We start from the raw sequence: 15,397 nt of genomic DNA, 5'->3' as shown, positions 1-15,397 counted from the left end.
GTACAATCCAAAGATGTCGTCATAGGGGTCAATATTGCCGATCAAAGAGAGCGACATATCGATTGTTATTCCGACGTACAAGTATCGCGACAAGATCGGGCGTGCGGTAAGGTCGGCGCTGGCAAGTGGTGCAGGCGAAATAATCGTAGTCGACGATTGTGGCAAGGATGGCACAATTGAAATGCTATCGGAGTTTTCCGACTCACGTTTGATAGTCCACGAGAACGAGCGAAACTTAGGACTTTGGGAGAATCATCTTAATGCTTTGGGCATGGCAACGAAGCCTTGGATCAAATTCATTCAAGCTGATGATTATTTGCTCGTAGATGGGCTGGCGGCGTATGCAGCTGCCGCTGAAACTGGAGTATCTGTTGTTTGGGCTGTGCCAACAGTTATCGATGACGCGACCGGCAAGAAATGGTTTTTTCATTTCCTAAGAGAACCTATCCGAGTTTGCTCGCGTACCATGCAGGATATTTGCCTATCATCTGGATGGATACTGGGCTCTCCTTCGCACATGATGTTGAGATCTGATGTAATTGAGCGTGATTCCTCAGCCTGGCGGACAGGAGTGTCAGCAGACGTGATTGTGGGTTCAATTGCCGCAGCCCGCGGCGACGTAGTCCTCTTGCCTGCTGGACCTCTTGCACAAGGCGCCCATCCATTACAGGATGCGAAAACGCAAGGCGCCCTTCTTGGTCTGAAGCGTAGCGTTCGCACGATAGCCTTCCTTAGAAATCGCGATGAAGAAGGCCTTCGAAGATTTGCGAATCACTGGGCCATATTAAACGTAAGTGGAATGTTTCGAACGACTTTGCGAGGTCTCATAAGCCGCGATGTGCCAACCTTTGAACTTCTGTACCAATTTTCGCGATTAATTACAGATTTTACAATCACAGATTGGCGAAGTGTGGTGCGAGATCGGGTGGAAATACTGGAAGCAATGCGATGCCGGCGAAGGAGTGCTATGCCGATAGAGCTTGACAGCGTTTTCCAAGCGTTAGCATGCGCCAAAAGCGAGGTAACAGCTTGACCATCGCACCACCATATCAAAATTACGGCAATGAATTGGTACTGTCGTTGGTCCCAACGGTGGCAAAACGAATTCTCGATGTTGGATGTGGCGCAGGCGACAATGGGCGGAGGTTGCGGGAAATTCGGCGGGACATAGATGTCTTCGGGATAACGCACAGTGTTGAGGAAGCTGCCATGGCGGCCCCCTTCCTGTCTGGGGTAGAAGTTCTCGATGTGGAATTTGACAGCTTGTTACCGCTCGGAACAGGCTTCGACGTAATAATTTTCTCCCATGTGCTTGAACACTTGAGAGACCCAGTCGCTGTTCTCCGTCGATTCCTGCCACTCCTTACTGAACAAGGATTTGTCGTTATCGCTGTGCCTAATACGCTTGAGTGGAGAACAAGGTTTGCCTTCCTAAGAGGTCGCTTCCAATACGGAGACCGCGGTATACTAGACAGAACGCACCTGCGCTTCTTTACGTATGCAACTGCGGTTGCTGAGCTGATTGAGCCAGTTCGAGAACTTGAGTTGTTACAATCCCGGGGACGCGGCTCGGCACCACTAGGCCCCTTCCGCAATCGGTTCCTTGCCCGCCCACTTCGGGCTCTTATAGATGATTTAGCGGTTAGAAAGTTCCCAAATTTATTTGCCAGGGAGATTGCTCTGGTCGCAAAGAGGCGAGGTCAATAACCGACCAATGGTTTTCCATCGTCTTAAGGACGTAGAGCATGCTCGTCCAGCTCTCGAGCCTCCTCATAGTGTCTTTGTTTCTTTAGCCTGAAGGAGGTAACGATTTGTCCCAGATATTATGCTGTCCTGTTCACCACATCGACATAGAAAGTGAAGCTGGACATTTTAGTTGCCCAAGGTGCGGCGTCGTAGGGCGAGCGGTCGGCCCGGTGCTGTCCTTCTTGTCAGAAAAAGATAACTTCTATGAAGGTAAATATAATAATCGCACAAAATACAAACCTTGGGACGACGGATTTCTAGCAACCCTTCCGCTTCGAATTGTCTTGCAAGGCTATCCTACCGAGGTTGCAAAATTTGTACCGGCGGGCTCGACTGTGGTGGAAATTGGCTGTGCTGGGGGAATCGACTGGTTCGCCAGCCGCTACCAAATGATTGGGGTCGACCTCTCGTTGACAGCACTTCATATAGCAGCTGAGAACTATGATAAAGTGATTCAATGTAACGCAATGCGACTGCCAATCAAATCGGAAGCTGTTGATGCGGTAATTAGTTCTTGCCTATTCGAGCATTTGACTGATGAAGACAAAGATGCTTTGCTTCGAGAGGCAAATCGGGTGCTAAAACCTGGGGGCAAGCTTGTCTTTTTCTATGATATAGAGACCGAGAACCCGTTGATTTTGGCCTATCGCAAACTCCAGCCGAAATTATACGAGAGGCTTTTTTTGGAGGGCGACGGGCATCTTGGCTACTCAGATATTCAGGGGAACCGAGTTCACTTCGATCGCACTGGGTTCGATATCTGCCGAGAAATTTTTCACGAACGCACGCCTATGCTTGGTAACTCCGTCTGGCAAAAATTCGCCCAGTGGCCAGGAAGGATGGGCAAGGTCGGATTAGCGGCGAAGTTAGCTACGTCTGGTATATTTCGGCTGCCTTATTTGGCAGTCTTGTCGCTAACGGACACCGCGATTGGTCGGTTTTTTCCCGCTCGATATGCGAGGGGTATGACGACGGTGGCAAAAAAACGATGAAAATTTTGGTAATCGGACAGTTCTATGCCGAGGGATTTGCGACCTTTATTGCTGACGAGCTGGAACGTCTACGGCACGATGTGGTGAGGTATGATCCTGGCCTGTCGTTACCTCCAACTGGGTCCAAAGCGGGATTTTATCTTAATCGGGCCATCGGATTGGGATATCAGACGATCAGGTCGGCTACTCGAAGGATTGGTTTTGGTGGCGACGCCAGGTCGTTGCGGCGTCTGGTAGAACGGTCAGGGTTGATAGACCTCACGATCTGTTCCCACGATTATCTCAGTCCTTCAGACGCCGTGGGCGTAAAAAAAATTACGAAAGCGCCTTTAGTTCTTTGGTATCCCGATCCGGTATGGAGTTTTCGTAAACATATGTTCCTAAATGCACCTTTCGACCATATATTCTTAAAAGATCCGTACTTGGTAGATTTACTCAGGCGAAACCTTCGTGCCCCTGTTGCGTATCTTCCTGAAGCCTATAGCCCATCTTCGCTTAAGAGTGTTGAAACCAGTTCCCAAGTCGATGACAAGTACACTGCGGACATATGCACAGCAGGCAACCTATACGCCTACCGTGTCGCCTTTTTCCAGAACCTTTCAGACATGAATATTAAAATTTGGGGTTTGCCAGCGCCGCTTTGGATGAACCTCGGTGACGTAAAGCCAATGGTTCAAAACCGTTTCGTCGCGCACTCAGAAAAAGTGAGGGCATTTCGCGGCGCCAAAATTGTGATAAATAATCTGAATCCTGCAGAGGTGTGGGGAACAAACGTACGCACATTTGAGATTTGCGGTGCCGGAGGATTTCAGGTTCTGGACTTTCGACCCGGACTTTCACAGCTCTTCGAACTGGACCGCGAGGTTGTGGCGTTCCAATGTGTCGACGACTTGAGGAAGAAAGTTTGGCACTACCTGAATTCACCCGACGAGCGCCGGGAGATCGCTGAGGCAGGCCAAAGGCGTGCCGCACGGGAACATACTTACGCACACCGGTTGCATCTGCTTTTGGATACTGTAGCCGGCAGGAGTAGCGGGTTTCCCGAGCCGAAAATAACCACCTCGGTCCATTAGGAGATAAGTTCTGCGCGCTCTAGATTCAATCGGAGGCGAAACGGAATTCTCCGGTACCAAAAAAATGACGCAATTCGCCGTCTTTGCGTTGTTGATTGGTACTGGCTGTGTGAGTGCCGTTGGTGCTATAATAGTTGAAAGTGAGTCAACAGCAGTGTTTAGGCTGGTGCTCGCGCTGTTTGCGTTTTACGTTTTTTGCGAATGCAGAGTTTATATCTCAAGATCGGACGATTTAGGTCTGCTTTCTCCTGTGTTATTGGCGTCATTTTGTCATTTTTTTCTCGGCTATATTTTGCCGTCCGTTGCTACGATTTATGATCCTTGGATACTAGACAGGTTCTCGCTGTTGGCTTCGACCGATGACCAGACCAAGGCTCTGTTGATTTCTATGTTAGCAACGTTTTGCATGTGGCGGGGCTATTATCTCGGCCGACTGCTGATCGGTCCTATACGACATCAGCTTAGGTTGACCGTGAGTTTGCGGAAGGGCTTACGGCCAGCCCTTATACCTGTGATTATGCTGCAGGCATTGTACGTCGTTTTGGTCTTGATCGCGGCAAGCCGAGGAATCTTTGGATTTGCTGGATCGGGAGAGGCTCGCCAAGCCAACGTCGATTTTCTAGAAATTCTGAACATTGGCATGAGCGGGGGCGCGCTGTCGCTGTTTCTTCTTCTGACACATTGCTTCCGCGTACGTGCCGAAGGGCAATCCGCTGTAACTCTCAGCGTGCTATGTGCCTCGCTTCTGTTTGTCAGTGTAGCATTCGGCGCGATATCTGGCTTCAAGTCCCAAATTGTTATGCCATTTGTTTTACTAACGATGGCGCGATTTGTGGCAACTCGACAAATCTCATTAGTCTATATTTCACTGGGGTTCGTGGCTATGATTCTGGCCTATAATGTGATCGAGCCGTATCGGGTATACCTCAACAACAACTCGGTTGTTGGGACAAGGGATGTGGGTACTCTCTTCGAGGCCCTACAACAATCGAAGGAAGACCAGCCCCTTGACGAGAATGATATTCCCCTTGGATCGCAGATCATATCACGATTTGATTTGACAGGCATGACTTCTGTCGGATTGGCCCATGCCACGTATATAGGTGTCGATCCGGAGATTTCGAGTCGAATGGGTGAAAGTATCTATCTGTCGCCAATTCTGGCGTTTGTGCCGCGCTTCTTGTGGAGCGGAAAGCAATCCTACTCTACTGGAGTATGGTTTAATCAAGCGATAATTGGGAAGTTAGATGATGCCACAACATCGGTAGGGATGGGGCCGGTAACGTTCCTATATTTTGTGGGAGGTGTGGCCGGTGTGGCCGCCGGCTTTGCCTTGTTGGGGATTTTGCAGGCTCTGATATTTGAGGGCTTGGCTCGCTCAGGCGCCGGCGGGCTCATTATTTACCTAAGTGCAACGACTATGTTAGTTATGATTCCGTCCGATTTCGGGCCTGCGCTCACTGGAACGTTGCGGATTATTCCAATTGCCTTTGTGGCGCAGTATCTGTTGCTGGCCGCAGACCGACCATCCGGGCGGTTCCCGCGATGAGACGCATTGGGATACTGGGACATTCCGATCCCACCAGCACTGTACGCTACTTTGAACGTGCCGCTGCATCGGCGGGGCACGAGTTTGTAAAAATGGAATCCGTAGACCGCGCCTCTTCCCTGAATGGGTTAGATTGCCTTATCGTGGTCGACCCGTTCCTAACTGACCCCGCGGTATTTCGCAGTGCCCCATGCCCAGTTGTTGGCTATTTGATCGATGTGCATCAGCAGCTTATGCCTCGTCTGGCGTATGCACGTTACTTTGATCACGCCTTTATTGCCCAACTTGACTTTCTTTACGCGTTTCAAGCACTTCCTCACCCAAGCGTTCACTGGCTGCCACTGGCGTGCGATCCGACGCTGCATTTTACAGCGGATCTGAAGCGAACCTATGATGTCGGCTTTGTCGGTAAGTTCGGGTCAAGCGAATCTGAGCGCAGTCGTGTTTTGACGGAAGTCCTGTCGAAATTCCCTACCAACGAGACGCGACGGAAGTACACCCCTCAGGAAATGGGACGAGTGTATAGTAGCTCAAAGATCGTATTTAATAAGAGTATCAATGGGGATCTTAACATGCGAGTATTCGAGGGCATGGCTTCCGGTTCTATGCTGATTACGGATCGTATTAGCAACGGGCTTGATAAGATTGGAGTAGATGGCGAGCATTATGTTACGTATAGCTCGTCGAGTGAGGCCATCGAGAAAATTCGGTATTTTGTAGAGAATGATAGAGAGCGGGAGGAAATAGCGCTGCGAGGTCAATCGCACGTGCTTTTGGAGCATACATACCAAAAGAGATTATCCCAGATTTTGGGCAAGATTGATGAAGGCGGCGCAGTTCGGTCGCCCGCTCGACGGTGCTCGAGCAGAACTGAAGCCGTTTGGCGGAGCGAGTGGATGAGATTGAGAGGCGCATCACCAAGGGAAGCTTTCAACTTGCTGGTAAACGGCCATCTGTCGCAACGAGTCCTCATTAACGGCGCGGTTGGCCTTGCCCGCGGACTCGTAAGATCAGCACGCCAAAATCTTTCAACCTGGTCATCACTGACTTGACGGCTAGCAGAAACCGACGATTGCTTACAAACGCAGCAGCAATGCTCGCTCTCGGGTTTTTCCAGAGAGCTGCCGGTTTGATCAGCATATCCATACTAGCTCGGTTGCTCGACGGTAGAGGCTTGGGCGCATTTGCGTTCACACAAGCGGCCAGCCAAACTTTCTATGGTCTTTCAAGACTGGGCACCGACGCAGGAATACATGTTCGGCTCGCCGGCGTGGAGTTGCCCGTTGACAAGAGGCACGCGGAGGCAATCCTGGGCGAAGGACTGACGATATTCGTCCTCATTGTAATAGTCGTTCCCTTGGTAATGATATTGGGGGCGGACTGGATTGCCCAGAATATTTTTGGGGCCCCTGAGCTTGCGGATTTTTTGATTGCCGGAGCGGCATTCTTTGTCGGGCAAACGTTGAGCCAATATTGCTACACCGTCTACGCTGGACTTGGAGCGTTTCGCACATATTCCAAGATTACGGGCGTCACGTCCGTCATAGCCGTGTTTTCTGTCACCATAGGCGGATTTGTCTTTGGCGCAAGCGGAGCAGCATGGGGACTAGTGGGCGCACAAATTTTGGGAACCATTAATCTCGCCATTGGTCTAAAGCGTCTATTTAGGCACCTAGGCCTAAAGGTCACCGCCCGTCGACCAGCCCGAGAAACTATAGCAATATTTTCGATTGGTATGCCGTTCTATGCGGCAGGACTGCTTCTAATTCCCGCGGAATTCATCAGCAACGGTATCCTAACGCAGGTTATCGGCGTAAAGGGTCTCGGTGACCTACGCGTGATTCAAACGCTGATGTCGATCGCTACCGTCGTTCCTATCTCACTTTCCGGACCGATGATTTCATTCTTTGCCGATCGCCATGGCTTTGCTGAAGGCCCGGGGGCCGTTCTCTTGCAATTGAAGGCGATCTGGATCGGGGCCTTAGCTATGGCTGTCTGCCTGGCGGGGCTCTGGCCCTTTCTGGTGCACCTGTTATTTGGCAACGGCTTTGGCACAGCTCAATCGTTCGGAATGTTGGCACTTGCAGCGTTCATACCGACGATGATTCTGACAGTGCTGACAGGCGCGCTGTTCGGTTTGCGAAAATCTGCATACCTTTTTGTCATTGGAGCTTGTCAGGCCAGTACATTGGGTATTGGCGCATGGCTGCTAGTTTCGGAGTATGGCCTTTCAGGTCTTCTCATCGCTCAAACTGTCTCAGTATCAGTTGCCGCTCTGCTGTCTTTCACTGTTTTTTCGCGGCAATTTAGGCCAAGAGCATTACGCCCTTGGATGGTGCCGATGACAGCGATGACTCTCGTTGTATTCGCGCTTCTTCTCGGTGACGCATATTCTTCTGAGTCGACGATAGTGCGCCTCGCTGTTACATTTTCTACGTTGATAGCTTGTGGCCTGGTGGTCGCTAACATGGTTATAAGTCGGGAAGAGAGAATTCGAATTAGTGACGCGCTACGTGCGTTGCTCACCGTTCTGCGAATATGGTCGCGATTTTCACTGAGCAAGAAGACCTGAATGAGAGTAGCTATAGCGTCACTCGGTCGGTTCCATGTTCTAGATCTGGCACGAGAGTTGGGTGGTCTCGGAGCCGAAACGAGATTTTATTCGTACGTTCGCCGCAGCCGGGCCAAGCAGTTCGGCCTAGCGCCAACTTTCCATCGTGGGCTTCTGCCGTTCGTCGCTCCGTTGATTATTTGGCAAAATTACGGAGGGGCGTTTTTACCCAATTTTCAAGAGAGAACAATTGCCTATGCCCTTAATGCGGCTGTGATTGCTCGACTGGAGCCATGCGACTTCTTCATTTGCATGTCAGGTATCTATCTTGAGGCCGCTCACTATGCACGTCGTCGGTTTGGCGCCCAAATATGGCTAGAGCGGGGAAGCCGTCATATCATTTCACAGCGGAACATTCTGCGTGATCTCTGCGTGCCGCGAATTCCGAGCGACTTCATCGTAAATCGAGAGTTAGCAGGCTACGAGATGGCTGACCGTATTGTTGTGCCGTCTGGCCAAGTAGTCGACAGCTTCGTGTCGCAAGATTATACTCTCGCATCGAAACTATTTCGCAATCCGTACGGTGTCGATCTCGGTCAATTTCCTCTTCGTGCTGACTTACCGCCTAGCAAACCAGCGACTGTTCTCTTCGTTGGTGGTTGGAGCCGCAGAAAAGGTGTTGACGTGCTCACCAAGGCTATTCACCGACTTAAAGGTGTCCGGCTGCTTCACGTGGGTTCCCTAGTTGACGAGGCCTTTCCTTTCAACGACCCGCAGTTTGAGCACGTAGATCCCGTACCGCAGTGGAAGCTACAAGACTACTATCGCGAAGCTCACGTGTTTGCACTTGCCTCGCGCGAAGAAGGGCTTGCCTTGGTACAAGCGCAGGCGTTGGCATCTGGCTTGCCAGTGGTTTGCACCTCTATGACGGGTGGAATTGATCTTGGTTTGTCAAAATCGCTTCGTGAGCGGGTCCATGTTGTCGAGCCAAACGATGTTTCTGGCTTTGCTGATGGTTTGTCCCGCGCACTCAAAGTTGCTCGCGATAGTAAGGGATCGGAAAGTCTGTCAGATGAGGATCGTGAGCTTCTCTCATGGAGAGCTTATGGAAGGCGGTATTTTGACGAATTGAGTAAGTCGCATAGCAAGGCGGATGCATCCTACATGTAAGCGGCAGACCTCGATTGTACAATTGTATATCGGCGAGTCGTTTTCCGCGCATCACGTGTTTACTAGACCTACCGCTTCGGTAGACTGTTCGAGCTGATTTGTGTATTGTAGGCTCTATTTGAAGTGATAACAGGGGAACAGTATGGCTATTACAAATATCGAAGAAAGGCTTCAGTATTTCGCCAGCCAGGTTCGGCGCCGATGGAAGAACGTATCTAACGAATGTCCGAATTGTAAAGGGTTAGCATACAGAACGCTTGACAGAAAGTTAGTTGTGATCGAGCTTCGAGAATGTATGCGATGCAAGCTGATGTATCGATTTCCTGCAGATACAAATGATGATAACTACGAATTTTACCAAAAACAGTATAGTCAAGGATTTACAACCGACCTACCTGATAAGGATACTCTTACGGAGTTGTGCCGTTCCAATTTTGCTGGGCACGAAAAGTCGTACGCTGGATTGATCGAGTTAATAGAGCGCCTTGGCTTTGGACCAGGCGCACGCATCTTCGATTTTGGCTCCTCCTGGGGCTTCGGGAGCTGGCAATTTGGGCATCGCGGATTTGATGTAAAAGCCTATGAAATTTCGTCTATGCGCGCGGAATTCTCCAAGAGAGAGCTAAATGTAAACTGTGAGACAGATATTTCTATATTGGAGTCAAGTGATGAGTTCCATGGATACTTTGATATATTTTTTTCTAATCATGTTTTCGAACATATTCCTAGTCCGAGACGTGCCATTCAACTTGCTAGGCGACTTGCCAAAAAGGGGGGGGTATTTATTGCAGTAACTCCAAACGGGTCGTTGGATTTTCGCTCAGTTGCTCCGAGAGCTTGGCACCATTTTTGGGGAAAAGTGCATCCCAACTTAATTAGTGATTTGTACTGGAAAACGGCTTTCGAAAACGATCCATATTTCATTGGCGGGCTTCCAATGGAAAAACGTGAAATTGATAATTGGACGCTAAATGGAGGACAATTCCTCGGCGATCGGTCAAATGCAGAGCTTCTGTGTGTGGCGAGATTATTGTAATGGCCAGTCGGTACTGAAAGGAATGGGCAGGAGCGGGATGCGCGTCATTCAGGTTGTGGGTTCGATTGACAACAAAGCTGCAGGTCCCAGCTATTCTGTTACAGGGCTCGCCGAGGCGCTATGCGCTCGTGGAGTAGATGCCGAGATATTTAGTACAAGCGTTTCAAAGAGCGGCGATGAACGAGGGAACTCGCGCGTTTTCTCGACAGATTTTTCCAATATACCTGGCGTGCGGCGTTTACTTTTCTCCAAAAGCCTCGCCGCAGCGATTGAAGTCGGTGCTGCTGCGGGAGCCGTCCTTCACGCCCATGGCCTTTGGCTTATGCCAAATATTTATCCTGGCACGAGCGCTTTGCGTCACCGGTGCCCGCTTGTCACCTCACCGCGGGGCATGCTTGGAAAGGAGGCATTGCAGTTTTCGGCCCGAAAAAAGCAGATGTTCTGGATGCTCGCGCAGCGCCGCGTACTGATGAGGTCCGACTGTCTTCACGCAACGAGCATGGAAGAATGTGAGGCAATCTGGGCACGCGGGATCCTTCGACCTGTTGCCATTGTACCCAACGGGGTCGACATACCACCGGACCATGAAAATGCAAGGCACTCGAAGAGGTCAGATGCGGCTGGAGAATCGCGTACGGTGCTGTACCTGGGCCGCCTACATGCTAAGAAAGGCGTCGACACTTTACTTCAAGCTTGGGCAAAATTGCAGTCAGAATTCCCCGCGTGGCGGCTGAGAATTGTTGGCCCGCTAGAAGGGCCTCAGCATTTGGAGCTTCGAAAACTTGCGGGAATGTTGAGGCTGGACCGCGTAACATTCGAGAATGCTTTATTTGGAGACGACAAACAGGACGCCTATCGCGAAGCGGAATTGTTTGTTCTACCCACGTTAAACGAGAATTTCGGCATGGTCATCGCTGAGGCTCTAGCAAGCGGCACGCCGATAGTAACTACTAAGGGAGCCCCCTGGCAAGGCGTTGTTGACAACGCATGCGGCTGGTGGGTTGATCATGGGGCGGATTCGATAGCAGGCAGCATGGCGTCCGCCATGATGTTGCCTCGGCCGGAATTGCGACGAATGGGTTCTCGCGGTAGAGCTTGGATGAGTCGGGATTTTTCTTGGACTAAAGTGGCTGCCAACATGGAGCAAGTTTACAAATGGACCCTAGGTGAGGCTGAGCGGCCCGAATCAGTTGTTCTGCCCGGTGAAGCCAATTAGCAGTCGCTCGCGCTCACGCCTTAGTCTGGTGCCGCCTCCGAGCTATTCCGACAAGGCTGCTCGCCTTGTATGGACGCTGGTGCAGGCAACACTTTATAAGTGGTCGCCGGTTGCGATGCATGGTTGGCGCCGAATCCTGTTGCGTGCGTTTGGCGCTAAAGTGGGCGACGGTGTGCACCTCTATCCTAGTGCCAGAATCTGGGCACCCTGGCACTTGGAGCTAGGCGAGGGCAGTTGTTTGGGCCCTCGGGTAACATGTTATTCAGTTGGGACTGTTCGGCTCGGTGCTCACTCGATTGTTAGCCAAGGGGTTCATTTATGTGCTGCAACTCACGATCACCGTGATCCGATGTTTTCACTTATGATTGGGCCTATCGAGATCGGATCTGGCGCTTGGATTGCGGCGGATGCCTTTATCGGGCCCGGCGTCACCGTGGCAAATCGCGCGGTAGTTGGCGCAAGGGCGGTGGTTGTTTCGAACGTGGACGAAGCTACTGTCGTGGTCGGAAATCCAGCACGGGTTGTGGGTAAACGTTAGGCAATGACATGCCATCAGTCTTGATTCTAACCTACAACGAGGCAGTCAACATCGCAGATTGTATAGCATCAATCCCTTGGCGCGAGCATATCCATGTACTTGATTCAGAAAGTACAGACGGCACTGCAAAAATAGCAGAGGAGATGGGCGCGAAAGTTGTAACGCGACCTTTTACGGACTATGCGGATCAGCGCAATTTTGGTCTAACTTTGCCAGATCTTGAGGAGTGGATCGTTATGCTTGACGCGGATGAAAGGATGACGCGTGAGTTGGCAACAGAGATCGAGCATTGCATTCAGTCAGCAGATGCAAGCAGCGCTATGTTTCTGGTTCGGAGAAAGGACCTATTTATGGGTCGCTGGCTTCGGCGCTCATCGGGATATCCGACTTGGTTTCCTAGGGTATTTCGCCATGGAAAGGTCCTGGTGGAGCGCAAGGTAAACGAAACTTACCGTGTCGAGGGTTCTGCCAGGCAGCTTGAGGGACATATTCTACATTTTCCATTTAATAAGGGCCTAGACTGGTGGCTTGAAAGGCACAATCGGTACTCGACAATGGAAGCTAGGCTGGTTAAAGGAACACCAATTACGTTCGGCACAGTAAAATGTTTAGTGTCTAGAGATCCAAGAGCCAGGCGCGAGGCACAGAAGAACTTGGCCTATAGGATTCCTGGGCGTCCGTTTCTAGTCTTTATTTACCTTTATATCTTCCGCCTTGGAATATTTGACGGTGTTGCAGGGTACCAGTTTGCCTGCCTTCGGCTGGCTTATGAAATAATGATAGACGCGAAGGCTGCTCATTTTTCGCATCATTTTAGACCTAATTCTCAATCGCAGTGAGCTGTTTAGAATATAGGGAGCAGCTCGGCCTAAGCACACGCGTCTAGATCAGAGCATGTAGTGGCTTCAGCGTCGCGGCACAGGCTCTGACCTGGTCGCCAGTGTTAAAAGACTGAGGTCGATGCCCTCGCGGGCATAGGGCTCGCTTAGCCGGTTCAGCGGGCGGTGCTGGGCGAACTGACGTGCCAGTGAACTTTATCCAGCAGCGAGAGCCTCGACCGTTTCTGTTACGCCCCGGGGCGCGGGTTGAGCGTAACCGCCCGGTTGTCACCGCCTGCCTGACATCGTCGTGATGGCTTATGACACGGGTTTAACGACGTCGTTGGCGACGTGTCTTATGCGAGGTTTGCGATGCGTGTCGAGATTCTTGGTGCTGAACGGCGTCACCGCTGGGGTGATAAGAAGAAGCTCGACATCGACATGTCGCCTGGAATTGAGGGGGCGACCGTGACTGAGGTTGCCGAGCGGCATGGTGTGACGCGGCAGCAGATTTACACCTGGCGGCGAGAGCTGAGGAGGAAGGGGCTCCTGTTGGCCGTCCGTGGCCGACTGGACGGCTAGGCTGACGTCAGCGCAAATGGCGATGTGATGGGAAGGAATTGACTGGCGACGCCCCAATTGGGGTGCGCCGCCGGCGCGTGTCGGGTAACTTATCTCTCTGAATCTAATGGTTTTTATGTCTACTCGCCGTGACTAATGGCAGTTAGGTGCATGTCGAATGTCGCCGAAAATTTTCCGGCGATCCTGCCTTTCTGAAGGCGATGATCGCCGACTTGCAGGCGGAAAATGCGAAAATGTCGGCGACGTTGCAGGCGCATGACCAGTTGATCCAGGCCTTGCGGCTGCGCATTGCCCGGCTGAAGAAACAGGTCTTCGGCAAGTCTTCGGAAAAGATCGAGCGGGAAATCCAGCAGCTGGAACTCGCCCTGGAGGATCTTTTGATCGCCGCGAGGGAGAGCAATGCCGGGCCATCAATGAGGCCGACGAGGCAGCGTCTGTCGCGCCTATGACGAACGCGCCCGAAAGGATCACGCGCCGTCGTCCGCGCGTATCGCACAAGGCAGTTCGCGAGCGCAGGGAGCTCGATCCCGGCGGCTGCTGCTCCGCCTGTGGCGGTGAACTACGGCTCGTGGGCGGAGTGCTTTGAACGTCAGGTCAATAGCCGCTACAAATATAGGCAGTGATCGTTGGCAACTCGTTTGCTGGCTGCGATGGATGTGTCACAGAGAAACCTGTACTTAGCGGGGTTTGAATTTGTCGATTAAAAAATTAGGCTTGTTTGCGTTTCTGGCCTTAGCATTTGGGGTTGGGTTCCTAATTATTTTTGTTACGAGGGGCACCGACCTCGGCGCGCAGGTGCCCACGCCGCCGCCGGCGCAAGTGCCATTTGATGGCAAGCTCGTTGTCCAATCAATCGACGATTTGCGTGTCGGCAGCCGCAAAATCGTGCTGTGCGGCGTCGCATTCACCAAGCCCCAATCCATACGCGCCATGGTCACCGAGGCCGCACGTCGGGATTATCAAGGCCTTTCCTTGACATGCAAACCGGTCGGCACTGGGACACCTTGCGACGGCAGCGTCGCAACGAAATTTGGTGACGCCCTCGTTGTACAGTGCCTCACTTCCGATGGCGCGGATCTGGCTGCAAAGCTCGTCGAGGACGGCATCCTGTGCGGGCAGCCCACTCAGGCGGGCTCGACCTATAAACGCTGCTCACCAGCCTCGTAGCTTCCACCTCGGGTGAGGCGAAAGGTCGGATGGACGAAGGCCCCTGGTCGGCACGACGCTTCCTGATGATGTCAGCTGGCGCGAGGATCTTTGAAGCAGCTCGTTGTAAACATGATACGTTCAAATTCTCTTATGGTGTGCTCTCTCAACCACACCGAAACCAAAAATTATCTCGCATGTGCGAAATAGGTTGGAATCAAGCCGAAAAGCTGTTACGCGCTGGTTGCAGTACCTTATGGTTGGGTGGGCCTGAGGTAAAGTTGGACAGAGGGATCGAGACGGATGAATTTTGTTTTGAAAAATGTGTTGGCCGGATTCGTAGCTTCGGTCGGCTTCGTTCCGGTATCGTCTTTCGCCCAGGATGCCTCGTGCACCTGTGCAACGGCCTATTCAGGCGTAAATCCGATTGGGTCACTCGGTCACGTCAATGGCGACGTAATAATCTCGCAAGTGGCTGGCTATGGCCCGGCAAAAGCCGGTGGCGCGCTGGATTTCGGCAGCCGTGTCGTGGTTGGCGCCAAAGGCTCGGCTTCGGTTCAGGTCGGTGGCTGCAATCTGAGCGTGCCGGCCAATTCTACCCTCGACATCTCCCGTGTCGAGAACAAGATTTGCCTTAATGTGCTGGGTTCGGAGCAGACCGCCCAAACGGACAATTCCAACAACAAGAGCAACGTCCCGCTCTTGATCTTTGGCGGCATGGCTGTTGGGGCCGGTATTCTGGCCGCGACGGCGGACAAGGACCACGGCGTCAGTAACTAAGTTGGCTGGCAAACGGGGCGGCAGAGTTGCCTTAGCCATATGTTGGTATCGGAGCCGGTGTATCGGCTAGATAACTGAAGCCCTAGGCGATGCCGGGGTGTCTGAGGCTGCCCGGAGTGAGGGTCGGAGTGTTAATCTATCCCGGCGCACGCACCTTGTGACCGACACGCACTCCGCTGCGTGTCGGTGCGAGTTGTAGA

Annotated in this window: 14 protein-coding genes and 2 pseudogenes; 15 read left to right on the top strand and 1 reads right to left on the bottom strand. The window is 51.9% G+C overall.

The window, feature by feature from the left end:
* Positions 1–34 precede the first annotated feature (34 nt).
* The 11 genes from NKH30_RS20740 (at position 35) to NKH30_RS20690 (ending at position 12,710) form a co-directional block, all read left to right on the top strand.
* A complete protein-coding gene (locus NKH30_RS20740) occupies positions 35–1,033 on the top strand; it encodes a glycosyltransferase family 2 protein (RefSeq protein WP_352996824.1) in 999 nt (332 codons plus the stop codon).
* Positions 1,030–1,707 (top strand): class I SAM-dependent methyltransferase, encoded by a 678-nt coding sequence (locus tag NKH30_RS20735; protein ID WP_352996822.1) that lies wholly within the window; start codon positions 1,030–1,032, stop codon positions 1,705–1,707. Before NKH30_RS20740 ends, NKH30_RS20735 begins: the two co-directional genes overlap by 4 nt.
* Positions 1,708–1,811: 104 nt before the next feature.
* Positions 1,812–2,738 carry a class I SAM-dependent methyltransferase gene (locus tag NKH30_RS20730; protein WP_352996820.1) on the top strand — a complete coding sequence of 309 codons (927 nt, stop codon included), beginning with the start codon at positions 1,812–1,814 and terminating at the stop codon, positions 2,736–2,738.
* Positions 2,735–3,811 (top strand): CgeB family protein, encoded by a 1,077-nt coding sequence (locus NKH30_RS20725; RefSeq protein ID WP_352996818.1) that lies wholly within the window; start codon positions 2,735–2,737, stop codon positions 3,809–3,811. Before NKH30_RS20730 ends, NKH30_RS20725 begins: the two co-directional genes overlap by 4 nt.
* A 64-nt stretch (positions 3,812–3,875) precedes the next feature.
* Complete coding sequence (locus tag NKH30_RS20720) at positions 3,876–5,360, top strand: DUF8712 domain-containing protein (RefSeq protein WP_352996816.1); 1,485 nt, start codon at positions 3,876–3,878, stop codon at positions 5,358–5,360.
* Positions 5,357–6,412, top strand: coding sequence for a CgeB family protein (locus NKH30_RS20715; protein ID WP_352996814.1), 1,056 nt, complete (start codon positions 5,357–5,359; stop codon positions 6,410–6,412). Before NKH30_RS20720 ends, NKH30_RS20715 begins: the two co-directional genes overlap by 4 nt.
* A complete protein-coding gene (locus NKH30_RS20710) occupies positions 6,409–7,932 on the top strand; it encodes a lipopolysaccharide biosynthesis protein (protein WP_352996812.1) in 1,524 nt (507 codons plus the stop codon). The genes NKH30_RS20715 and NKH30_RS20710 overlap by 4 nt, the downstream gene beginning before the upstream one ends.
* Positions 7,933–9,081, top strand: a complete 1,149-nt coding sequence (locus NKH30_RS20705; protein ID WP_352996810.1) for a glycosyltransferase family 4 protein — start codon at positions 7,933–7,935, stop codon at positions 9,079–9,081.
* A gap of 142 nt (positions 9,082–9,223) precedes the next feature.
* A complete protein-coding gene (locus tag NKH30_RS20700; protein WP_352996808.1) occupies positions 9,224–10,117 on the top strand; it encodes a class I SAM-dependent methyltransferase in 894 nt (297 codons plus the stop codon).
* Entirely contained in the window at positions 10,053–11,333 is a 1,281-nt protein-coding gene (locus NKH30_RS20695) for a glycosyltransferase (protein WP_352996806.1), read from the top strand. Before NKH30_RS20700 ends, NKH30_RS20695 begins: the two co-directional genes overlap by 65 nt.
* 546 nt (positions 11,334–11,879) lie before the next feature.
* Positions 11,880–12,710 carry a glycosyltransferase family 2 protein gene (locus NKH30_RS20690; protein ID WP_352996804.1) on the top strand — a complete coding sequence of 277 codons (831 nt, stop codon included), beginning with the start codon at positions 11,880–11,882 and terminating at the stop codon, positions 12,708–12,710.
* Positions 12,711–12,756: 46 nt separating this feature from the next.
* On the opposite strand, the pseudogene NKH30_RS20685 reads toward NKH30_RS20690, so the two are convergent.
* Positions 12,757–12,899, bottom strand: a pseudogene (locus NKH30_RS20685) (IS66 family transposase); the annotation flags it as partial.
* A gap of 162 nt (positions 12,900–13,061) precedes the next feature.
* Between NKH30_RS20685 and NKH30_RS20680 the strand changes: the two are divergent.
* The 4 genes and pseudogenes from NKH30_RS20680 (at position 13,062) to NKH30_RS20665 (ending at position 15,197) form a co-directional block, all read left to right on the top strand.
* Positions 13,062–13,271, top strand: a complete 210-nt coding sequence (locus NKH30_RS20680) for a transposase (protein WP_352996802.1) — start codon at positions 13,062–13,064, stop codon at positions 13,269–13,271.
* 150 nt (positions 13,272–13,421) lie between these two features.
* Positions 13,422–13,845 (top strand): annotated as a pseudogene (locus NKH30_RS20675) (transposase domain-containing protein); the annotation flags it as partial.
* 119 nt (positions 13,846–13,964) lie between these two features.
* Positions 13,965–14,438, top strand: a complete 474-nt coding sequence (locus tag NKH30_RS20670; protein WP_352996800.1) for a hypothetical protein — start codon at positions 13,965–13,967, stop codon at positions 14,436–14,438.
* 303 nt (positions 14,439–14,741) lie between these two features.
* Positions 14,742–15,197 (top strand): hypothetical protein, encoded by a 456-nt coding sequence (locus tag NKH30_RS20665; protein ID WP_352996887.1) that lies wholly within the window; start codon positions 14,742–14,744, stop codon positions 15,195–15,197.
* Positions 15,198–15,397: the final 200 nt, after the last annotated feature.

It is taken from the genome of Mesorhizobium sp. M1273, from assembly GCF_040318195.1.
Lineage (GTDB): Bacteria > Pseudomonadota > Alphaproteobacteria > Rhizobiales > Rhizobiaceae > Mesorhizobium.
Note: the sequence above shows the minus strand (reverse complement) of the source record. Positions and strands in the feature narration are given on the sequence as shown.